The 20,733-nt window shown below is 68.8% G+C and carries 18 protein-coding genes; 9 read left to right on the top strand and 9 right to left on the bottom strand.

The annotated features are described in order from the left end of the window. The first annotated feature begins 4 nt into the window (after window positions 1-4). On the top strand, window positions 5-1,309 hold the full coding sequence (locus ACLARN_RS20825; RefSeq protein WP_409493102.1) for an FAD-dependent oxidoreductase: 1,305 nt from the start codon (window positions 5-7) through the stop codon (window positions 1,307-1,309). Between the two features lie 247 nt (window positions 1,310-1,556). Here ACLARN_RS20825 and ACLARN_RS20820 read toward each other — a convergent pair whose 3' ends face one another. The 7 genes from ACLARN_RS20820 to ACLARN_RS20790 form a co-directional block, all read right to left on the bottom strand. Further along, the gene (locus tag ACLARN_RS20820; RefSeq protein WP_409493101.1) at window positions 1,557-2,810 is read right to left on the bottom strand and encodes an ATP-grasp domain-containing protein; all 1,254 of its coding nucleotides are present in this window, start codon (window positions 2,808-2,810) and stop codon (window positions 1,557-1,559) included. After that, window positions 2,803-4,062: an acyl-CoA dehydrogenase family protein gene (locus ACLARN_RS20815; protein WP_409493100.1), complete on the bottom strand. Its 1,260-nt coding sequence runs from the start codon at window positions 4,060-4,062 to the stop codon at window positions 2,803-2,805. Before ACLARN_RS20815 ends, ACLARN_RS20820 begins: the two co-directional genes overlap by 8 nt. Further along, window positions 4,059-5,375, bottom strand: a complete 1,317-nt coding sequence (locus tag ACLARN_RS20810) for an ATP-grasp domain-containing protein (protein ID WP_409493099.1) — start codon at window positions 5,373-5,375, stop codon at window positions 4,059-4,061. The genes ACLARN_RS20815 and ACLARN_RS20810 overlap by 4 nt, the downstream gene beginning before the upstream one ends. Continuing rightward, complete coding sequence (locus ACLARN_RS20805; RefSeq protein WP_409493098.1) at window positions 5,372-6,637, bottom strand: MFS transporter; 1,266 nt, start codon at window positions 6,635-6,637, stop codon at window positions 5,372-5,374. The genes ACLARN_RS20810 and ACLARN_RS20805 overlap by 4 nt, the downstream gene beginning before the upstream one ends. Next, on the bottom strand, window positions 6,634-6,780 hold the full coding sequence (locus ACLARN_RS20800) for a hypothetical protein (protein WP_409493097.1): 147 nt from the start codon (window positions 6,778-6,780) through the stop codon (window positions 6,634-6,636). The genes ACLARN_RS20805 and ACLARN_RS20800 overlap by 4 nt, the downstream gene beginning before the upstream one ends. A gap of 178 nt (window positions 6,781-6,958) precedes the next feature. After that, complete coding sequence (locus tag ACLARN_RS20795) at window positions 6,959-8,008, bottom strand: hypothetical protein (protein ID WP_409493096.1); 1,050 nt, start codon at window positions 8,006-8,008, stop codon at window positions 6,959-6,961. Window positions 8,009-8,115: 107 nt separating this feature from the next. Beyond that, complete coding sequence (locus ACLARN_RS20790) at window positions 8,116-9,240, bottom strand: S1 family peptidase (protein WP_409493095.1); 1,125 nt, start codon at window positions 9,238-9,240, stop codon at window positions 8,116-8,118. Window positions 9,241-9,709: 469 nt separating this feature from the next. Between ACLARN_RS20790 and ACLARN_RS20785 the strand changes: the two genes are divergently transcribed. From ACLARN_RS20785 to ACLARN_RS20760, 6 genes are all read left to right on the top strand, one after another. Continuing rightward, the gene (locus ACLARN_RS20785; RefSeq protein ID WP_409493094.1) at window positions 9,710-10,252 is read left to right on the top strand and encodes a DUF6801 domain-containing protein; all 543 of its coding nucleotides are present in this window, start codon (window positions 9,710-9,712) and stop codon (window positions 10,250-10,252) included. Window positions 10,253-10,413: 161 nt separating this feature from the next. Further along, a complete protein-coding gene (locus ACLARN_RS20780; RefSeq protein WP_409493093.1) occupies window positions 10,414-12,063 on the top strand; it encodes a fatty acyl-AMP ligase in 1,650 nt (549 codons plus the stop codon). Beyond that, entirely contained in the window at window positions 12,056-12,319 is a 264-nt protein-coding gene (locus tag ACLARN_RS20775) for an acyl carrier protein (RefSeq protein ID WP_409493092.1), read from the top strand. Before ACLARN_RS20780 ends, ACLARN_RS20775 begins: the two co-directional genes overlap by 8 nt. A 5-nt stretch (window positions 12,320-12,324) precedes the next feature. Beyond that, window positions 12,325-12,636 (top strand): hypothetical protein, encoded by a 312-nt coding sequence (locus ACLARN_RS20770; RefSeq protein WP_409493091.1) that lies wholly within the window; start codon window positions 12,325-12,327, stop codon window positions 12,634-12,636. Next, a complete protein-coding gene (locus ACLARN_RS20765; protein WP_409493090.1) occupies window positions 12,636-15,749 on the top strand; it encodes a WXG100 family type VII secretion target in 3,114 nt (1,037 codons plus the stop codon). The genes ACLARN_RS20770 and ACLARN_RS20765 overlap by 1 nt, the downstream gene beginning before the upstream one ends. A gap of 20 nt (window positions 15,750-15,769) precedes the next feature. Continuing rightward, entirely contained in the window at window positions 15,770-16,174 is a 405-nt protein-coding gene (locus ACLARN_RS20760; RefSeq protein ID WP_409493089.1) for a hypothetical protein, read from the top strand. An 8-nt stretch (window positions 16,175-16,182) separates the two neighbouring features. Here ACLARN_RS20760 and ACLARN_RS20755 read toward each other — a convergent pair whose 3' ends face one another. Then, entirely contained in the window at window positions 16,183-17,529 is a 1,347-nt protein-coding gene (locus ACLARN_RS20755; protein ID WP_409493088.1) for a GntP family permease, read from the bottom strand. A 145-nt stretch (window positions 17,530-17,674) separates the two neighbouring features. Here ACLARN_RS20755 and ACLARN_RS20750 point away from each other — a divergent pair, with 145 nt between their 5' ends. Continuing rightward, complete coding sequence (locus tag ACLARN_RS20750; RefSeq protein WP_409493087.1) at window positions 17,675-18,553, top strand: LysR family transcriptional regulator; 879 nt, start codon at window positions 17,675-17,677, stop codon at window positions 18,551-18,553. Between the two features lie 72 nt (window positions 18,554-18,625). Continuing rightward, entirely contained in the window at window positions 18,626-19,696 is a 1,071-nt protein-coding gene (locus tag ACLARN_RS20745; RefSeq protein ID WP_409493086.1) for a tartrate dehydrogenase, read from the top strand. 792 nt (window positions 19,697-20,488) lie between these two features. Here ACLARN_RS20745 and ACLARN_RS20740 read toward each other — a convergent pair. Continuing rightward, the gene (locus ACLARN_RS20740) at window positions 20,489-20,719 is read right to left on the bottom strand and encodes a pyridoxamine 5'-phosphate oxidase family protein (RefSeq protein WP_409493085.1); all 231 of its coding nucleotides are present in this window, start codon (window positions 20,717-20,719) and stop codon (window positions 20,489-20,491) included. Between the last annotated feature and the right edge of the window lie 14 nt (window positions 20,720-20,733).

Genomic DNA, 20,733 nt, shown 5'->3' with positions numbered 1-20,733 from the left:
AGTAGTGGAGTTCACGATTGTGGGTGCCGGCATGGCGGGCGCGTTCCTGGCGCTTTCGCTGGGCAGGCAAGGCCACGCGGTGACGGTGTACGACCGCAGGCCGGATCCGCGCGAGACGGCCAGCGCGGTGACGTCCATGAACCTGGGGCTGTCCCGGCGGGGCCTGGCCGCGTTGGACAGCCTGGGGTTGTCGGAGGAGGTGAAGCGGCTCGTCGTGCCGATGCACGGGCGGATGCTGCACAACCTCGACGGCGGACTGCGGTTCTCGGCCTACGGCGAGGGCGGCATCCTGGCCATCCAGCGCCAGGACCTCAGTGCGCTGCTGGTGGACGCGGCCTGCCGGGTCCCGGGTGTGCGGTTCGTGTTCGACACGCGGTGCACGGGCGTGGACCGGGATCTGCCGTCGGTGTCCTTTGTGGACCCTGATGGGCGGAGTCTCGTGGTGAAGCCGGATGTCGTGGTGGGCGCGGACGGCGCGTTCTCGGCCGTCCGCCGGTCCATGCACCACGATCAACGCGCGGAGTTCTCGCAGAACTACCTCGAATGGGGCTGGCGCGAACTCCACATCCCGGCGGCCGCCGACGGCACCCACCGCATGGCCGACGACGTCTTCCACCTCTGGCCCCGCGGCGACATCATGATGTTCGCCCACCCCAACCGCGACGGCTCCTTCACCTGTTCCTGCGTCCTCCCGTTCCACGGCACCCACGGCTTCGACTCGCTGCGGACGCCGTCGGACGTGGAATCCTTGTTCCGCGAGTACTTTCCCGACGTCCTGTCGCTGGTCCCCGACCTCGGCGAGACGTTCCTGCGGCAACCCACCTTCAACCTCGTCACCGTCAGCACCGCCCCGTGGATCCACGAGGGCAAGGTGGTACTGATCGGTGACGCCTGCCACGCCGTCTACCCGTTCTTGGCGCAGGGCATGAACTCGGCCTTCGAGGACGCGTTGGAACTGACGGACAGCCTCACCCACCACACCGGTGACACGCCGGCGGCGCTGGTTCGCTACTACACCCGCCGCAAGCCGAACACCGACGCACTGGCCGCCATGTCCCACCGCAACTTCGCCGAACTCCGCGACACCGTGCGCTCCCCGGCGGTCCGCCTCGAGCGGGCCTGCGACACCCTCCTGGAGAAGGTGCTCCGCCACCGCTGGATGCCGCTCCACGCCATGGTCACCAACACCACCATCCCGTACGCCCAGGCCCAGCACCGTGCCACCCGACAGCACCGCATCCTCAAGTACGCGGGCGCCTCCGCGCTCGCTGCGCTCACCACCGCCGCGTTCCGCCTGCTCCGCCGCTGACCAAACCCGTAACTCACGTGCTTGAATGGCGATCTCACGTGCTTGGACGGAGATCACGCGTGATTGGACGGAGATCTCGAGTGGTTGGCCCCGCCACGTGAGTTCTCCGTCCAATCACGTGAGTTCTCCGTCTAAACACGCGTGATCTCCGTCTAAACACGCGAGTTACGCGTCCAAGCACGCGAGATCCGGGTTGAAGTACGTGAAGGCCCCCTTCCCGGCACCAGGAAGGGGGCCTTCACGTGCTTCAGGGCTCGGGACGGACCTCGATCCGGACCAGGCCCGCGGCCTTCTCGGCGCGTTGCAGGGCCTCGGCCGGGGTGTCCGCCTCCGCCATGACGAGGCCCGAGCGGTCCCATGAGCTGCGCAGCGCGGTGGACCGGTGGCCGGGGCCAACCTGGAGGTCGACGAGGAACACGCCTTCCACCTGACGGGCCTGCTCGATGCCCAGCACGGCGTCGATCACCCCGGGCTCCATCGGAACGAACCGCACGGCCGCGCCGCCGGTGGCGCGGCGGGGCAGCTCGGGCAGGGTTTCGCCGCGCATCATGGCGAAGTACGAACGGAGCAGCTTGATCGGGTAGGCGTGGTCGATGATCTCCAGGATGCCGTCCCCGGCGATCCGGCCCGCGCATTCGACGAGGAACGGCACGCCGTCGGCGACGATCCATTCGCAGTGAAGGATTCCGTCGACGAACCCGACGGCCGCGACGACCTGACGGGTCACTTCCGCCAGTGTCTCGGTGAGGTCGTCGGGAATGTCGGCGGGCACGATATGCGCCAGCTCCACCGGCCGCGGGCCGGGGTAGAGCTGTTTGCCGGTGACGTTGGCGAACAACTGCCGTCCATCGCGGACGAGCATTTCGACGCTGTACTCGGGTCCGGGCACGTACCGCTCGGCCAGCATGCGCAGTTCCATCGGCCGGTCGGGGACGAAGACGCCCTCGTCCTGCTCGACACAGTTCGCCCAGGCCTGCTCGACCTCGGCCGGGTCCTGGACGATCTGGGTGCCCACGGCGGCCTGCCGGTTCGACGGCTTGAGCACCACCGGGCCGGGACGGGCACGCATGAACGCCAGCACGTCCGCCGGGCAGGTCACCGTGGCGCTTTCCGGGTTCGGCACCCCGGCGGCCGCGCTGACCTGCCGCAGCAAAGCCTTGTCCCGCAAGGTCAGCGCGGCGCCAAGGCTCGCGCCCGGCACGCCGTAACGTTCGGCGAGCCGGGCGGCGAACGGGGTGGCGTACTCGATGAGCGGGACCACCGCGACCGGGTTCAGGTCGCGGTGGGTGGCGTGGAACGCGTCGGCCGTGCCGGGTTTGCTGTGCTCCCACTCGATCAGTTCACGGACGAGCGGAGACCCGGCCAGTTTCGCGCGTATGTCCCGTTTGCGGATCACGTCCGGCTCTTCGACGAGGATGACCGAGCCGTCGGGTTCGACACCGATCAGTGCCCGCAGCACCGGCGTCACGAACCCGACGACCAGGATGGGCCGCTCACTCATCGGACTCTGTCTTGGGCTTGTCCACGATGCCGAGCATGAACCGCATGGAAGGCCTGGCACCGACCAGATGCGCGCCGACCGTCTGGGTGACGCGGTCCCGCGCGGTCGGATGCATGGCCATGGTCATCGAGTCCCGCAGCCACCGGTTCATCGGGTCGCCCGACCGGATCGCCGCGGTGCCGAGGAGATCGGCGAGCCGCTGCACCACCCGCTTGGACATCTGGAACGCCTGCCAGCCGGTCAGCGCCGGGGCGACCCGCTCGTCGGGCGTGAGATCGTCCAGCGTGCCGATCCCGTCGGCGGTGACCTCCCACTGCCGCTCCAGCGCCCGGTACACCCCGGCGCGGGTCGTGCTGTAGTCCGCCTCGCATTCGGCCAGCGTGATCTGGATGTGTTCGTTGTCCTTCCAGGCGATCCCGCTCATCCGCCACGGCGAGCCCTTCAGCATGTCGACCCGCTCGATGGTGAGACCGCGGACGTAGTCCAGCGCGGCTCTCGCCACGCCGAGCGGGACGCCGCACATGCTGCGCTGGATCACGTCCGGCTGCACCAGCGGTCCATTGGGGACCTTCGGGTTGTCGAAGGTCAGGGAATGGTTCTCCGGAACGAAAACGTCCGTAATCGTGTAGTCGCTGCTGCCGGAGCCGCACAGGCCCAGGGTGTACCAGTTGTCCACGGACTCGATCTGGTCGCCCGGCACCATGAACAGGCGCGACTCGTGCGGGTTGCTGCCGTCCGGGCTGGCATAGGGCTCACCGTTTTCGAACACCATGGCGCCGGAGGCGACCCAGTCGGCGTGGGTCGAGCCGCTGCCGAACCCCCACCGGCCGGTGAGCCGGTAGCCACCGGGAACCCGTTCCGCGCGCCCGGTCACCGGGAGCACCCCCGCGGAGTGCATGTCGAGGCTGGTGAACATCCGGCGCGCCTCGTCCTGGTCGATGAAGTTGGCGTGCAGGCCGATGTCCGAGCCGAGTTTGGCGCACCAGCCGACGGACGCGTCGCCGTGCGAAAGCGCCTCGATCACCTCGGTCTGCTCCATCGAGGTCATGTGGGGCCCGCCCCAGTCGCGGCTGAAGCCGATGCGGAAGACACCGGCGTCGCGCAGCAACTGGACCACGTCCGCGGGCAGGCTCCGGTTCTTTTCGATCTCCGCGGCCCGCTCACGCAGGATCGGCGCGAGTGCCTTGGCGTTCGCGAGGATCTGCGCGCCGGTCAGCGGCACATCGGTGCGGACGGGCTCGGTCATGGTCATGCGGAAACTCCCTCGTGTTCGTCGACGTCGAGCAGCCCGGCGGGCATCTCGAAGGCGGTACCGGGTGCTGGTGGGTCCACCGGATCGGCGTCGATCCGCACCAGGGCGGCGGCCGTGTCCAGTCGCTGCGCGCAGGTTTCCCGGTCGCCTGCCTCGCACACCACGAACGAGTGCCTGGCCAGATAGCCGCCGGGCGGCAGTCGCAAGGTGCTACCCGGGTCGATCATCGGCGACGCGAGGACCAGACCGGGTGCTTCGTCCGGGACCGTGACCTCGTGGACCAGGCAGTCGTGGTCCGGGTAGCCGAACCGGATGCCGGCGACCGCGTGCCGGGTCAGGGTGACGACCGGGCGCTGTCCGGTCGTGACGGCGAACAGGATCTCGCCGGGGTCGATACCGGTGGCGGTCCGGCCGAGGAACGGGATCAGGTCGCCGCCGAGTCGGCCGTTGACCTCGATGATCAGCGGGCCGCGGTCGGTCAGCCGGACCTCGGTGTGGGTGATGCCGTCCGCCACGCCGAGCGCGTGGTGCGCCCGCGTGAGGACGTCCATCAGTTCGGTGTCGTGCAGCAGTGGATCGTCGGCGTCGACGACGTGCCCGACCTCCTCGAAGTACGGCTGGTCGCCGGTTTGCTTGCGGGCGACGAACATCGGCAGGTACTCGCCCTTGTGCACGGCGGCGTCGATGCTGATCTCCGGACCGGAGACGTAGCCCTCCACGATCGCGCCCCCGCCGTAGCGGCTCTGGTCGACGGTGGCCGCGCCCATGGCGACGCCGAACGCGGCGTCCACTTCGGACTCGTCGGCGGCGAAGACCACGCCGATGCTCGCGCCCATGGCCCTCGGCTTGAGCACCACCGGGTACCCGATCCGGGCGGCCGCGGCGCGGGCCTCGTCGAGAGAAGTGGTCAGGGCGTAACCCGGTTGCGGCAGTCCTTCGGCGGTCAGCACGGTCCGGGTGCGGTTCTTGTCGCGGCAGCCGCGGACACCGTCCACGCTCAATCCGGGGACCCCGAGTTCGGCGGCGAGTTCGCCCGCGGCGAGCACGACCGGTTCGTCCCAGCACATCAGGCCGGCGATCCGGTGCCGTCCGGCGACTTCGCGGGCGGCGGCGAGCATCTCGTCCGCGTCGAACACGTCGGTGTGGACGATCTCGTCGAAGTAGGCGTGCTGCCAGGTGGGTTTGAGATTGTTCAGCAGCACGAGGCCGAGACCGGCCGCGCGGGCGCACCGGTGGATGGACGAGACGAGGTACTCGCGATACAGCTTCAGCCCGCTGCCGATGACCAGCAGCACACCGTTGGCTTCGTTCATGGTCGCTCTCCCACGACTTCCGGTTCGGGCTCGGCCACCGGAACCGGCACGGGCGGCTGCCCGAGGCCGTAGATGTGCATCGATCCGGCGATGAAGGACAGCAGCGCGCAGAAGCCCCAGAACACCGGCCCGCCGAAAGTGCTCCAGAGGAACAGTCCGAGGATCGGGCCGATCGTCGCGGCCAGGCCGGACAACGTCTCCTTCGTCGCGATGTAGCGGCTTCTCAGCTCCACCGGGAAAGTGGCCGGATGGGCGGCCGTACTCGGTCCGTGGATCATCAGCCCGGACACCGCCAGCAACGCGCCCGCCACCACGAAGAATGGATGCTCGGCAATCAGTCCATAAAGGACGAATCCGAGCCCGCTGACCAGGTTGCCGAACAAACCGGCGAGATACTTCGGAATCCGCACGATGTACGTGGTGATCTTCAGTTCGCAGGTGATCAGCACGACCGAGGAGATCACCAGCACCGTGCTGTACAACCCGACCGGGTAACCGGCGGACACGATGTTCAACGGCAGCACCGCGATCGACCCGGCGTAGACCATCATGCCGAACACGCCCGCCACCAGGTAGCACAGGAAACGGGTGTCGCGGACCAGCGTCCCGTACACCGCGCGGGCACTCATAGCGGGCACGGACGCGCCATCGGACTCGGCACTGTGCGGAGTCGCGACCCGCTTCGGCAGCAACACGAACGCCAGCAACGCCCACAGTGCCGCGGTCGCGCCGTCCAGCCAGAACAGCAGGTCCCAGTTGATCTGGATGAGTACGGCCGCGAGCAGCGGCGCCACGGCGGCGCCGATGTTCAGCGCGATGCGCATCATCGAGAAACCCATGACCTTGTGCTCTTCCGGCATGAGCTCGGCGAGCAGCACCGCCGCCGCCGGCCGGTACGCCTGGATCGACAGCCCCGAAAGCGCGATCACCACGAGCAGTACCAAAGGCATGCCCCAGACCAGCGGAATGGACGCGATGAGCGGCGCCGCGCACGTCATCACCGTCACGATCGTCGCCCGGCCGCCGAACCGGTGGGTCAGTTCGCCGCCGAGCATGGCGCCGAAGATCGCTCCCACGCTGTACGCGGCGAGGCAGATCCCGGCGAAGCCGACCGAGGTACCCCGGAAGGTCAGGTAGAGGATCAGGAAGGTCTGGACGAACGCGCCCAGCTGGTTGACGAGCATGCCGCCGAGCAGGTACCTGACCGGGGCCGGGGTCTCCCGCAGCACGGCGAAGACACCGGTCCTCTTGACGCCGGTCATCCGACCACGTCCCTCATCGACGCCCGCGGCCACGCCTCGGCCGGTACAGCGCGCCCCGGGGAAGAATCGTCCTTTTCCGCGCGGTCGCTCTGGCTGTTCGGCTCAGTGTCGATCGCCTGTTCGCCGGTTTCTTGCTCAGTCACACATCCACCTCCATTTTCGGATACCCGCGGTGGTTCACGAAGCGCACCGGCGCGGGCCCAGTCCATGGTGTGGCAGCGAGCGTCGCCGACATGGCCGACCGGTGGCCCAAAGGCTAGGTTCGGCGCTTTCCCGGTAGGTAGGGGAACTATTCCCGTCGGCTCGGGAATCTCTTGAAAACTAACGAGATCCTTCGATCAGGGGACGGAGTGTGCCTCGGAAACCCGCGACGTCTATGCCGCGGAGCAGCCGGGGAGTGACGCCCTTGCGGTAGATCACCGCCGCCGGGCAGCTTTGGGCGCCGGTCTGCGTTCCGCGGAGGGTGACAGCGGCGACTTCGTTGCCGGTACGCGCTTCCCGGACGGTGACCTGATAGGTGGCCTCGAGCAGGGTGAAGGTGAGCGGGCCTTCGTCGAACCGGCAGGTGACCTCCTGTGCGCCTTCAGGCAGTTCCTTACTGTGCACGCAGGCGATCAGCTGCACCTTGGCCGTCTCGATGTCCGGCTTTCCCGGACGTCGAGGCTCCCAACCGGGCAACAACGGGTATCCGGGCTTTTCCGGACCCTCCTTGTCGTCCAGATCGATCAACGCGATCGGGTGCGGACCAGGTCCGGCGAACGCCGGCGCGTCCCGGTTGTAGACGTAGTTGCGCGGTGAGGAACACACCTCGTGGGGCCCCGCGCTCATCGGACCGGACGGCGCGCGCAACGGCTTGAGACTGCCGGGAGCCGGACCACCCGGCCGGTCGGCCGGCCAAGAACACGGACCGGTCAGCGCCATGGTGAGCGGGGGTTCGCCTTGCGGAACCGTCAGGTGCAGGCGAGTGCCGTCAGGGTGCACGAGCGTGCGGTCCACATCCGGCGGCACGGTGCTCTTCGTGTCGATATCCTGGTCGAAATCGTTGCGCAGCAACCAGTTCACCAGGTCTTGCAGCTGCTTTCGCGGCGGGGCGGCGGCCTTCACGGTGGACTCGGCGTGCGGCACGACACCCCAGGCCGGTCCGCCGGGACAGCCGGCCGTCGTGGTCACGGTCGGCGGCGCGACGTCGGCCTCCGGCTCGAACACCGCGTCGCCGAAGCGGCGGACGTGCTCGATGAGCCGCTGCTCGAAGTCGGCCACGCCCACCGTCGGCTCCGGTGGTCGCGATTCGGGCTGTGTCGGGGCTGAGTCCCCGCATCCGGCCAAGACCGCGGCGCACAGCGCGAGCCACAGCACACCATGTCGAGTCACGGTAGGGGTGTATAGCCGAGGTCGGTCGGGACCGGTCCCTGATCAACGGAGGATCGAGGACACTCGACGTCCCCGATCTTCCGTTGAGCAAGCTGTTTCAGTAGATGTCAAGCGGTGACGAGTGACAGGCCGTAGGTCTGCAAGATCTCGTTCACCGGCTGGAACCAGGTCTCGCCGCCGGAACGGCAGTTGCCCCAGCCGCCGGACGTGACGCCCTGTGCCTGGTCACCGGTGATGAAGGAACCGCCGGAGTCGCCGGGTTCCGCGCAGACGTTGGTGCGGGTCATCTGGTGGACCGCGCCCTGCGAGTAGTTGACGGTCTCGTTGTGTCCCAGCACGGTGCCGCAGTGCCAGTGTGTCGTCGAGCCCGACCGGCATACCGAGGTGCCGACCGGCGCGACCCACGATCCCCGCACGAGGGCGTCGCTCACCGTGCCCCAGCCGAGGACGACCGGCGCGGTCCACCAGCCGTTGCCGATCCGGATGAACGCGTAGTCGTTGCCGGGGAAGGAAGATCCGGCGAAGCTGCCCATCGCCGAGCCGTCCCAGCCGACGACCGAGCTGCCGGAGCCGCCGCAGTGACCGGCGCTGACGAATCCGCCGTGGACGGAGAACCCGATCGAGCAGCGGGTGTTCCCGTTGATGTAGTACGGGTCGCCGCCGACGGTGCCCGCCGCGAACGGGGCGGCCGTCGGTGCGGTGACCACCGTGACCGGGCCGGCTTTCCGTGCCCTGGTGAGGAAGTCGTCGATGTCGGGACCGGACGCGCCTGGCCGCACGGCGACCACGACGCTGCCGCCGCGTGGGTCGGCGCGCCAGCCGCTGACGGCCGCTGGGGCGGGCCGGGTCTTGGCCGACAAGTCGATTTCCGCCTTCGCGGCGTCGAGTCGCGCCGCGCTGATCGCGACGGCGGTGGGTTCGGCACCGGCCTGCCGGACGGCGGACGCCGCCGCGGGGTCGGTCACCCCGACGACGAGTTTGCCGCGTGCCGGGTCGAACCAGGCGCCGCCGAAGGCCGCACCGGCCGCCTGCTGGGCGGCGGGCATCACGCGCGTCGCCGTCATTTCCTGGGTGAGGCGAGTCGAGGCCTGCGCGGCGGTGAGTCCCAGGTCTCGCTGCATGGCGGCGATCAGTCCGGGGGAAGCCTGTGCGACAGGGGCGAGGGCGGCGGAAGCGAGGCTCGCGGTCAGGACGGCGGCGCCGCCGAGTGCCAGGGCGATTCTTCGACGCATGGTGACTCCTCCAAGGCCGGGGGAAAGAAACACACTGCCCGCCGAGTGTGCGGCCAAGGCTCGCGGGTAGGCGAGAAATGTCCGGTCTTCTGTCCGAAATTCCCGAGAGTGAACGACTTTGTCCCGCCAGGGCCTGCTTTTGCGTGTCAAAAAGGGCAACTCGCGTGTCCGAACGGGCATCACGCGTGATCAGGTGGAGAACTCGCGTGATCAGGCGAAGAACTCGGCCGGGGAATCGTCGCCGAATGACAAAAAGAATCGGGACCCGGTCGCCTGAATCGATCCGAGCACGGTGGCGTGTTGTTAGCCGGTTCACGGCGTCGTAATGTTCCCAAAGAACCAATTTTTCCGGCTTTCGCCGTTCCTTTTCTCGAATTCCCGACCGGAGGATTCCATGACGCGCGTTTCGCCTTTGAGACCCCTTGCCTGGATTGCCACCGCACTTGTTTTCGCCGGAACCGTCGCGGCCGTGCCCGCCACCGCGAGCGCCGTTCCCCTCGCCGGGCCGGTGACCAAGAACCTGACCTTCACCTGCGAAATGCCGCTCATCGGAGCGCAGCAGGTCGCCGCGACGGTGACCGCGACCTTTCCCGAAGCGGTGACCGCCGGTTCCCCGATCGACGTCACCGGCTTTTCCGTGAACGTCTCCCTCGACGGGGACACCGTCACCGCGCTGAATTTGATCGGCGCCGCGACGATCGAGGGCACCGCGTCGGCGAACGTCGACGTCGACTACAACGGCACCGAACTCGGCGTCACGCTCAACGGCCTCGGCTTCCCGGTCACCCCCGTGCCGCAGGACGGCCCGCTGGCGATCGTCATCACCGGCCCGATCCCCGGCCTCACCGTGAAGAAGCCCGGCTCGGTCGCCTTCACCGTGGGCGGAAGCTTCGTCGGGAAGGTCACGCCGAAGCGCGCGGACGGTACGCCGACGGATCTCGGCACGTTCGACCTGCCGTGCGGTATGGATCCCGGCCAGGACGCCGCGCTCGCGACCGTGACGGTGAACTGACCCGAGCCGGCCTCGCGGGCCCGCGTGCCTGATGTCCCCAACGCGACATTGGAGACGCTCACTGTCTCCAATGTCGCATTGGGGACAGTGAATTGAGGCGCCCCTCGCGACCCATCCGGGGCGGTAAGCGGCCGCTCGGCGGTTCCAGTAGGTTGCCGGACATGACCGCGTCGCCGGTGGATGTTCCGGAGCAGGTGCTGCGCACCTCGATCGTCGAGCGGTTGTTCGCTCGCCAAACCGACCCGCGACCGCTGTTCACGCATCAGGACCACAGTGCCGGCGTCGACGACACGGTCACCTGGGCGGAGTTCGTCTCCCGGGTGCGGCAGGTCGCGGGGGCGCTGCGCCCGATCACACGGCCGGGTGATCGCGTCGCCGTGCTCACCGGTCAGGACCTGAACTACCCCCTCGCGTTCTTCGGCGCACTCGCCGCCGGCCTGGTGGCCGTGCCGCTGATGGCGCCCGGCAGCCATTCCCAGCGAGGCAGGCTCGCCGGTGTGCTGGCGGACTGCGGTGCACGCGTCTGGCTGACGTCCTCGGCCGCCGCCGCGAAAACGCGCGAGGCCGGGACACCCGACCATCTGGTCCTGGTCGATGAACTTTCCGGGCCGGGCGTCGATCCGCTCCCGGTCACGCCGGAGAGCGCCGCTTATCTGCAATACACGTCCGGGTCGACGCGGGAGCCCGCCGGTGCCGTGATCCCGCACCGGGCGGTCGCCGCGGCCTGCTGGCAGGCGAGCCAGGCCTACGCGGTCGACGAGGGGACGACCTGTGCGGGCTGGATCCCGTTCTTCCACGACATGGGCCTGATCCAGCTCCTGTGCCTGCCGGTCTTCGCGGGCGCGCGGTCGGTGTTCATGTCACCCGCCGAGTTCGTGCACCGGCCCGCGAGGTGGCTGCGTCAGCTGGCGGATCACCCGGCCGTGTTCACCGCCGCGCCGAACTTCGCGTTCGACCTGGCCGCCGACGCCGCCGGAGAGGCAGGGGACGACCTCGACCTCTCTGACGTCCGTGTCGCCCTCAATGGCGCCGAGCCGGTACAGCCGCGCACGGTCGCGCGGTTCCAGGAGGTCTTCGGTCCGCACGGGTTCCGGCCGGAGGCCCACCGCCCGTCCTACGGCCTGGCCGAGGCCACCGTGTACGTGGCGAGCGCGGGTGCGGAAGGACCGCGCGGCGCGGTGTTCGACCGGGAAGCCCTCGCGCAGGGCCGGGCGGTCGAGGTGCCGGACGGCCAGGGACTCGTGTCGGTCGGCCGTCCGCTCGGGCAGCGGGTGCGGATCGTCCGTGACGGGGTGGCACAGCCCGACGGCCTGGCCGGGGAGATCTGGGTCCATGGCCCGAACGTCGCGGCGGGCTACTGGGGCCGTGGCGACGCCGCCGCCTTCGGGGGAGAACTCGACGGTGTCGGCGGCTGGCTGCGCACCGGTGACCTCGGCGTGTTCCACCGCGGCGACCTCTACATCACCGGCAGGCTCAAGGATCTCATCGTCATCGACGGCCGTAACTTCCACCCACAGGACATCGAAGCGGTGGCGGGTGAAGCGCATCCGGCGATCCGCCGCGACCGCGTCGCCGCTTTCGGTGTGACGGACAAAGAGGGTGAAGGGGCGATGTTGGTAGCCGAATGGGCAAAGAACGCCGAAGCGGATGTCAAAGAAGTCACCCGGGTGGTATTACGCGCGGTGTCACGCGAACATGATCTGACGTTGCGATCTGTCCATCTGGTTCCCTCCGGTGACCTTCCGCGCACTTCCAGTGGCAAGGTTGCGCGGGCGGCCGCGAAGGCGCGTTATAGTCGGCGCCGTGGGTGATCACCGCGCGGAGGTCGTGAAGGTCGTCAGCGAGACTTTTCGGCTTGATCCCGCCGAAATCGAGTCCGACGCAACGCTCGAAGAGCTGGGTATCGACTCCAAGGGACGGATAAAACTCCTGTCCGCGCTGGAGATCTACCACGACGTGAGAATTGACCTTGACCAGCTGGACCGGTTCACCGACATCGAGTCGGTGGCCGAAGTGCTCGGCGAGGCACTCGGCGATAAGGCCGACGGATCCGACGAAAGGCGCTGAAAAGAATGAGCGGGGGCTTCACCGCGGCGACCGATGCGCTTTCATCGGCGTCGAAGAACGTCGGAAAGCTGACGGAACGGTTGCTGGACGACAACCCGGATCTGTCGAGCACACCGGTGAACGCGGCCGGTTTCGGGCAGGCACACGGCGCCCACGCGGCGAAGTACACCGCCGGAGTGACGGCGCTGTGGGCCTCGGTCCAGGGCTACAGCTCCACTCTCGGCGCGTTCGGGACGAACCTCGGCACGGCGGGCACCACCTACGGCGCCAACGAGGACGAGCAGAAGAACAAGATCACCAAGACGGGGATGCGCTAGTGGCCGACGAACTCACCTGGACCGACGTCAAGGCCGTCCTCGACAACCCGAGCGTGCCGCCCGAGAACAAGACCGCGCTCATCGGCTCGTGGATCAAGACGCATCCGGCGCCGCCGCCTTGGACGGCGGACCAGGAGCCGGAGGAGATCAAGCAGAAGCGCAAGGAAGCCGCGAAATACGCGGAAACCTTCAACGCCTTGCCGTTCATGCCCTACGACGACGACACCAAAAAGGTCTACGGGGGCGCGAAGGCCGCCGGCGATCAGGCCAGCTACAACACGAAGCAAGAGAAGAAGGCCGTCGACGAGGGCAACAAGAAGCTCGACGGCACGAAGGAGCCCACCGCGGAGGGCGCCGGGACCAAGACGTCGGACGAGATCTTCGACGCCGCCGAACCCGCGCTCAAGGTCTTCCAGACCTTCGGCTCGCTGCTGGCGAAGCTCCCGGAGGACTGCCGCGGGACCACTCGCGCGCTCGATTTCGAGAAGGACATCAAGAAGCCTTTCGACGAGCAGCGCGGCATCAGCTTCAAGAACTTCGTCGACGACGCCGCCCATTTCAAGACCGGCTCGAAGACCGTCGACAGGACCATCCAGGAAACCGGCTCCGAGCTGAACGGCCTCTACGGGACCTGGACCGGCGACGCCGCGGACGCCTCGTCGGACAACTACAACGAGAAAATCCTGCCCAAGGCCAAAAAACTCGCGGAAACGCTGAACCACGCGAGCGAAACGACGTTGAGCACCAGCGCCGCGGTGTTCAAACTGTGCAAAGGCAAGGCCGACGAGGTCATCGACCTGTACAAGGAGATCGTCGGCCGCGCCGACTTCCCGATGGCGCAGAAGGTCATCGCCATCGCCAGCGGCGAGAAGAGCGGCAAAGAGGACCTCGGCGCGATCGCGGGCTGGATGGACGCCAACTTCGGCTCCAACCTGGTCCAGAGCCTCAACAACGACGGCTGCTGCGACGACGACGAGTTCAAGAAGGCGGGCCAGAACCTCGCCAAGCAGTGGGTGCAGCGGCAGTTCATCCCGGAGATGTGGGACGGCATCTACGAGAAGTTCGCCAAGAGCTGCAAGGACACCAAGGAGTTCGTCGACCAGGCCTACGACGAACTCGACAAGATGATGGGCAAGGTCAAGAACGAGTTCGAAGGCGCGGACAAGGGCGGCGACGGCGGACCGGGTGGACCGGGCGGTGGCGCCGGTGGCGGTACCGGTGGAGGACCTGGCGGTGGCTCGGGCTCCGGTGATGGCTCCGGCACAGGAGGCGGCTCGGGTAACGGCGGCGGCTCGGGTAACGGTGGCGGCCAAGGGAACTACGGCGGTGGCCAGGGCGGTTCCGGCAGCGGCTCCGGTGGTTCCGGCGGCGGTCCGGATGGTTCCGGCACCGGTGGTTCCGGCGGTGGCTCGGGTTCGGGCGGTTCCGGTTCGGGTGGCGGTCAGTACAAGCCGCCGCCGATTCCGGACGTCTCGATCCCCGAGGGCGGCTCGGGTTCGGGTGGCTCCGGTCCGGGTGGTGGATCCGGCGATGGCGCGGGTGGCGGCTCAGGCTCCACCGGCGGTTCGGGGACCGGCGGCGGTTCGGGTACTGGCGGCGGCTCGGGTTCGGGCGGTTCCGGCGCGGGCGGCGGTCAGTACAAGCCCCCGCCGGTCCCGGACATCTCCATCCCCGAAGGCGGCTCCGGTGGGGGAGCGTCGGGCGGTTCGGGCTCCGGGCCGGACTCGACCAAGGACGGAACGTCGCCTTCGGGCTCGTCGTCGTCCGGTGACGAGCAGCGAGCGGCCGCCGAAGAGGCGAAGAAACAAGCCGCCGCGGCTGCCGAGAACGCGAAGAAGCAGGCTACCGAAGCGCTGAACAAGATGGGTGACGTTCCCGGCGGTGACGTCGGTGGCGGCTCCGGCACTGGCGGAAGTACCGGTGGCGGTATCGGCGGTGGCTCAGGGGGCGGCGGCACGGACGCCGCCAACGAGGCCAAGGCGGCGGCCGAGCGAGCCACCGAAGACGCGAAGAAGCAGGCTGCGGAAGCGTTGGACAAGATGGGCGACGCCCCTCTTGGGGGTAAGGATGACGACGCGAAAGACGAAGCCGAGAAGGCTTCCGAAGACGCGAAGAAAAAGGCCTCCGAAGCGCTGGACAAGCTGGGTGAAGACCAGCCCGGCGGGGACGACGACAAGCTGGTCGGCGACAAGCCCGGCGAAGACGGCGACAAGGCCGAGGACGGCGAACGCGAAACCCTCAAGGTCAAGCAGGGCGACACGACCTTCGAGATGACCGAGCCGGACAAAGACGGCGAGATGGGCATCAAGGTCGGTGACGGTTCCGGACCGGCCAAGGACTTCAAGCTCGACTGGACCGGCGACGGTGACGAGTCCAAGCTGGGCTCCACCCCGGGGACGGAGGACGGCCAGCCGGGCAAGGACGGTGTCCACCGCCCCGGTCCGGACGGCAAGATCCACATCCAGGACGGCGATCTGAAGATCACCGCAGAACGTCCCGACGGTCCGAACGGCCCGACGACGGTCACCGTCGACGACGGCACCGGGAAGCCGACCACGTACACCCTCGGCGAGGACAAACCCAGCACGGACAAGGCGGCGCACCCGCTCACTCCCGTCACCGGGACCGTGCAGCCGGAGCCCCGTCTCACCCCGCACCACGGTGGCGGCGGCACCGTTCCCGACGGTTTCGGCAGTGGCGGGACCAATACCGGCGGTGGCGGTATCAGTGGCGGAGGCGGCGGCATCGGAGGTGGCGGTGGCTCGGGGATCGCGACCCCCTTCGAAACCGCGACTCCCGCGGCCGGCCAGCCGTTGACCGAAGGCGTGCACACCGGCGGTGGGATGCATCAGCCGCAACCCGTGGCTTCCGGTGCCCCGTCCGCACCGATGGGTGGACCGGCCGGTCAGTCGTTCGCGGGTGGCGGCGCGATGCCACCGATGGGTGGCATGGGCGGCGGTGGCGCGGGCGGTGCAGGTGGCGGTGATCAGGAGCGGACCAACCGCGCGTACCGGATCGAGGGCGAGGTGTTCGACCAGATCAACGAACCCACCGGCCGGATCACCGGTTCGCTGCTGGACGATGAGGAACAGTCGGTCACCCGCAAGCGGTGAGCCAGGGTAGGGGAGAACGTATGAGTGCCGACGACACCTCGAGTATGAGGACCACCCTGGACAGCCTCGTCCGCGAGCAGGCGGAGCGCCGAGGCCTGCGGGACCAGCGCGTGAAGGAGATCAAGGCCAGCGCGCAGGAGTTCATGACCAAGCAGGTCCACACCGCTGAGCGCTACGTCGAGCACCGGCGGGAACTGGGGCAGCGCAAGACGAAGTCCGGCTGGAGCACCGACAGGTCGCACGCGGAGCCGGGCAACGCGTCGGCGTTCGAGGAAACGCCGGGCTTCGACGACGGCGCTCCGGCGTTCACCCCGGAGCCGTCCGCCCGGCCAGGACGAGAAACACCCCGTCGTGCCCCTCGTTCCCGTCCGGCGCCGGTGGACGACGAAGACGACGCCTTCCTCAACAACCGCTGGCGAGAGTGACCTCGCGGTCAGACGGCGATGTCGAGCAGCAGCACGATCGGGAGCGAGATCACCGAGGCCAGTGACATGGCGACGGTGTGGGTCTTGAACGTGCCCCGGGTGCTCAACCCGAGCAGGGACTGGAACATCCAGAAGAAGTTGCTGCTGACGTGAGGGAGGAACAGGGCGCCCGAGCAGGCGGCGAGGGCGACCAGTACCACCGGGACGCCGAGTGAGCCCGCGATCGGCGCGAGGATGCCGGCCGCGGTGATCGCGGAGATCGAGATGGACCCCATCGCGATGTGCAGGATGGCCGCGATCAGCCAGACGAGTACCAGGGGCGGCAGGAATCCGGTGCCGAACGAGCCGGCCAGCACGTCTCGCAGTCCCGACTTCCCGATCACCTCGGCGACCGAGCCGGAGAGCCCGGACAGCACGAGAATGGGTCCGGCCAGTGCCAGCGCCTTGCCCACCGCCGCGTTGACCTCGTGCCGGGGGAGGACGCGCCGGGCCAGTAAATGCGCGAGGCCGGCGCCGATCGCCATGGCGATCACCGGCTCACTCAGCAGCGACACCGGCCCCAACGGGAAGCGGAAGGCGTTGGAGAGCGCGCCGAGGGCGATCAGCGACAGCGTCAGCAGCACCGGTGAGACGGCCAGCGCCAGGGGTAGCCGCTGGGTCTTTTCGTCCGGTGCCAGGACGACCACGTCCTCTTCGGAGTGATCGCGCTCCAGTTCGTCGGCGGCCGGGTTCCAGCGCAGCAGCCGTCGCAGCAGCACGGTGAAGACCAGCGTGGTGAGCACGGCGGTGGGCAGGCCGACGGCCAGGCCGAACAGGAACATCTCGCCGAGTGGCACGCGGAGCAGCCCCGCGACGGCGAGCGCGGCGACCCCGGGGACGACGAAGACCAGGCCGACCTCGATCCCGGCGGTCAGCGCGCCGCCCATGAGCGCGACGCCCCGGGTGCCCAGCCGGGTGCCGAGGCGCCGGGCCAGCGGCGCGGTGAGCACCAGGACCACATCGGAATAGATGGAGGTGAACACCGTCGACAGCGAGACGGCGAACACCATCGGCACACGCTTCTCCCCGAAGACGCCCAACAGTCGTTCCAGTACGCGATGCAGGGTGTTCGTGGCGGTGAGCAGTGAGCCGATGACGACGCCGAACGTGATGAGCATGCCGATCTCGGCCAGCACGTCCCCGAATCCGGCGGCCAGCGCTTCGGTCGTGCCGCCCGCCCCGAGCCCCGTCGCCAGCCCCAGGTAGGTGGCGCCGATCAGCAGGCCGAAGATCGGCGGCGTCTTGAGCCAGGTGATCAGCACGACGATGCCCACGATGGCGATACCGGTGTGGGCAAGGAGCCAGGCATCGGACACGGTGCCCTCCTCGGGACTCGCGGCGGGCCGGCGCCGTTGCCGTCCCTCGTAGCGACCCAGTAAGCCCCGTCGGCGGGGCGCCGGTCCAAGACCGGGTTGCTGGCAAGGTGATAGGCATCGGCTATCGGCCAGCAGGAGGCTCGGAGTGGACGCCCGTCAGTTGAAGTACTTCCTGGCCGTCGTGGACGCCGGAAGCGTCCACCGGGCCGCCGAGCTGCTCTTTGTCGCCCAGCCCTCGGTTTCCCAGGCCGTGCGCACGCTCGAGCGGGATCTGGGGAGCCTGCTGTTCCACCGGACCGGCCGCCGTCTGGTGCTGACCGCCGCGGGACACGCTCTCGTGGAGCCCGCCCGCGAGGTCATGCGCGGGCTGGACCTGGCGAGGGCCACGGTCGAGGCGGTCGACGGTCTCCTCGGTGGGGAACTGGTCATCGCCTCGATGCCGTCGCAATCGGTCAGTCCGCTCACCGGCCTGATCGCCGCTTTCGCCGCCGTCAACCCGCTCGTGCGGATTTCCGTGCGAGCGGCGAACACCCCCGCCGACGTCCGGAAGATGCTCACGACCGGCGACGCCGAACTCGGCGTGGTGGCGGCTTCTCCGTCGGCCGCGGCGCAGCCCGGTTTGCGGGCGCTGCATCTGGAGACCCAGCGCTTCGCCGTGCTGGGCCGCGACGAGGCGGCACTTCCCGCCGGGGATCCGGTCCGCCCGGCCGACCTCGCCGGTGCCGCGCTCATCGTCGGCCAGCAGGGCACGGGCATGCGCGGCGTGGCCGACGTCGTGCTCCGGGAAGCGCCGGGCAGCCGGTTCGTGGTCGAGGTGGAACACCGGGAAGCCGTCCTGCCCCTCGTCCTGGCCGGGGTGGGCATCGCGGTGGTCAGCGACTCCTGGCGCGCGCTGGCGAGATCGGCGGGCGCCGCCGTCCGGGCGCTGGACTGCGCCGACTCCCTGGAAGTGTCCCTGGTGTCTCGGCAGGGGCGGCTGAGCCCGGCCGCGGCGGCCTTCCACGACTTGGCGGAATCCGGCTGATAGGCGCAGCCTTTCAGCGCGGCAAGAACTGGGTCTTGGACGTACCGGGCAGGCTCGACGTCCACTGGACCCATGACCAGCTACCGCATCGCGCTCATCCCCGGCGACGGCATCGGCACCGAGGTGCTGCCCCCGGCACAGGCGGTACTCGACGCCGTCGGCAGGCGGCACGGGATCGAGTTCACCTACGACTCCTTCGACTGGTCCTGCGAGCGATACCTGGCCGAGGGCGCGATGATGCCGGCCGACGGCCTCGACCGGATCCGGCGGCACGACGCCGTGCTGCTGGGCGCGGTCGGCTGGCCGGGAGTGCCGGACCATGTGTCGTTGTGGGGGCTGCTGATCCCCATCCGGCGCGGCTTCCGGCAGTACGTCAACCTGCGTCCGGTCAAGGTGCTCGACGGGGTGCCCAGCCCGCTGCGCTCCGCCGGGGACGTCGACCTCGTCGTGGTGCGGGAGAACGTCGAGGGCGAGTACTCCGAGATCGGCGGGCGGCTCGGGCGGGGCACCGAAGACGAACTGGCCGTGCAGGAGGCGGTGTTCACCCGCAAGGGAGTCACCCGCGTCGTCGAATACGCCTACACGCTGGCCGCGACCCGCCGGAACCACGTGACGTCGGCGACGAAGAGCAACGGGATCGTCCACACGATGCCGTTCTGGGACGAACTGGTGGAAGCGGCGGCGCGGCGGCACGAGGACGTGCGCACCGACAAGGAGCACATCGACGCGCTCGCCGCCAAGCTCGTGCTGTCGCCGGAACGGTTCGACGTGATCGTCGGCTCCAACCTCTTCGGTGACATCCTCAGCGACCTGGCCGCAGCGGTGGCCGGGAGCATCGGTGTCGCCCCGTCGGCGAACCTCAACCCCGAACGGGAGTTCCCGTCGATGTTCGAGCCGGTGCACGGCTCCGCACCCGACATCGCCGGACAGGGCAAAGCGAACCCGTTGGGCGCACTGTGGTCCGCGGCCATGATGCTCGACCACCTGGGTCATCCCGAAGCGGGCGAGGAAGTGCTGGCCGCCGCTTTCGGCGCGCTGGCCGACGGCGTCAGCACCGCCGATCTCGGCGGAACGGCGGACACGGCCGAGTACACGCGCGCGGTGCTGGACCGGGTTGGTTCCCCGGCCGACGCGGGCGGTTAGTGAGGCGTGGGGTTGCGTTGGTGGCCTGCGGAGTCCCCTGAGCGGGGAGGATTTCGGACGTTGAACGTCCGGAATCCTCCCCGCTCGGCCCTTGCGGGCGCTAGCGATGTCAAGTCTGGATTACCAAGAGCAGCGCTGACCAGCAGCTCTGCGACTTTGCCGGGACCCTGTGCCTAGCGCAAGGAAGGGGCCTTCACGTACTGGGGAAGGTGTGAAGGTCGCGTTTCCTCGGCTGAGCCGAGGGAAGGGGGCCTTCACGCGCCATCGTTGTGACTGGTGATGTTGCTGAGGCACAGGGGAGACTGGTTGGTCCGTGAAGGCCTCCTTCCTACCTTCAGAGTCAGGGGCCAGGCAAAGTCGAGATCTTGCAGGTCAGGTGGCTATTCACCGTCAGCGGGCACACCGGTTGCGGAGCCCCCTGAGCGGGGAGGATTCCGGACGTTGAACGTCCGGAATCCTCCCCGCTCGACCCTTGCGGGCACTAGCGATATCAAGCCCGGATTACCAAAAGCAGCGCTGACCAGCAGCTCTGCGACTTTGCCGGGACCCTGACCTTCAGGGTAGGGAAGGAGGCCTTCACGGACCGGACCCACGACCAGCCGAAGCCCGAAGCCGGATCTCCCGCAGTTCCGAGGCCCCGTCACGGAAGTCGCCGTACCTCGCCCAGTTGAGCGCGACGCGCAGCACGACGACACCCCCGCCGCCGATCGAGTCAGCGAACTCCGGGAAGGCCGCGAGGTAGGCGGCCGTGCACCGCTCGAGGTCGTCGCCGCCCGGGACGTCCGCGATCCCTTAGCATTGCAGTGTCGTGCCGTCCGCTCCGCCGATGACGATCGCGATCCGTCCGTCGCGTCGCAGGTTCGCGACCTTGCGGGAATCCGGCTTCGCGTCGGACACGAGTTCACCGCGATCGGTCACCGCGAGTGGGAGGTAGGCGGCCTGGGGCGCACCGCCGGGGCCGAGCGTCGACACGACGCCCGTCCGTTGCGCGCGCACGTATTCGATCATCTCGCTGTGGTCCACCGCGCCAGGCTAAG

This window comes from Amycolatopsis sp. cmx-11-12 (genome assembly GCF_046269425.1).
In the GTDB taxonomy this organism is placed as follows: Bacteria; Actinomycetota; Actinomycetes; order Mycobacteriales; family Pseudonocardiaceae; genus Amycolatopsis.
This window is presented reverse-complemented; position numbering and strand designations above follow the sequence as displayed.

Coding starts and splice junctions, on each gene's coding strand:
- ACLARN_RS20770 (WP_409493091.1), top strand. CDS start 12,325: ATGAGCGGGGGCTTCACCGCGGCGACCGATGCGCTTTCATCGGCGTCG.
- ACLARN_RS20790 (WP_409493095.1), bottom strand. CDS start 9,240: ATGCGTCGAAGAATCGCCCTGGCACTCGGCGGCGCCGCCGTCCTGACC.
- ACLARN_RS20745 (WP_409493086.1), top strand. CDS start 18,626: ATGACCAGCTACCGCATCGCGCTCATCCCCGGCGACGGCATCGGCACC.
- ACLARN_RS20815 (WP_409493100.1), bottom strand. CDS start 4,062: ATGACCATGACCGAGCCCGTCCGCACCGATGTGCCGCTGACCGGCGCG.
- ACLARN_RS20810 (WP_409493099.1), bottom strand. CDS start 5,375: ATGAACGAAGCCAACGGTGTGCTGCTGGTCATCGGCAGCGGGCTGAAG.
- ACLARN_RS20780 (WP_409493093.1), top strand. CDS start 10,414: ATGACCGCGTCGCCGGTGGATGTTCCGGAGCAGGTGCTGCGCACCTCG.
- ACLARN_RS20820 (WP_409493101.1), bottom strand. CDS start 2,810: ATGAGTGAGCGGCCCATCCTGGTCGTCGGGTTCGTGACGCCGGTGCTG.
- ACLARN_RS20805 (WP_409493098.1), bottom strand. CDS start 6,637: ATGACCGGCGTCAAGAGGACCGGTGTCTTCGCCGTGCTGCGGGAGACC.
- ACLARN_RS20760 (WP_409493089.1), top strand. CDS start 15,770: ATGAGTGCCGACGACACCTCGAGTATGAGGACCACCCTGGACAGCCTC.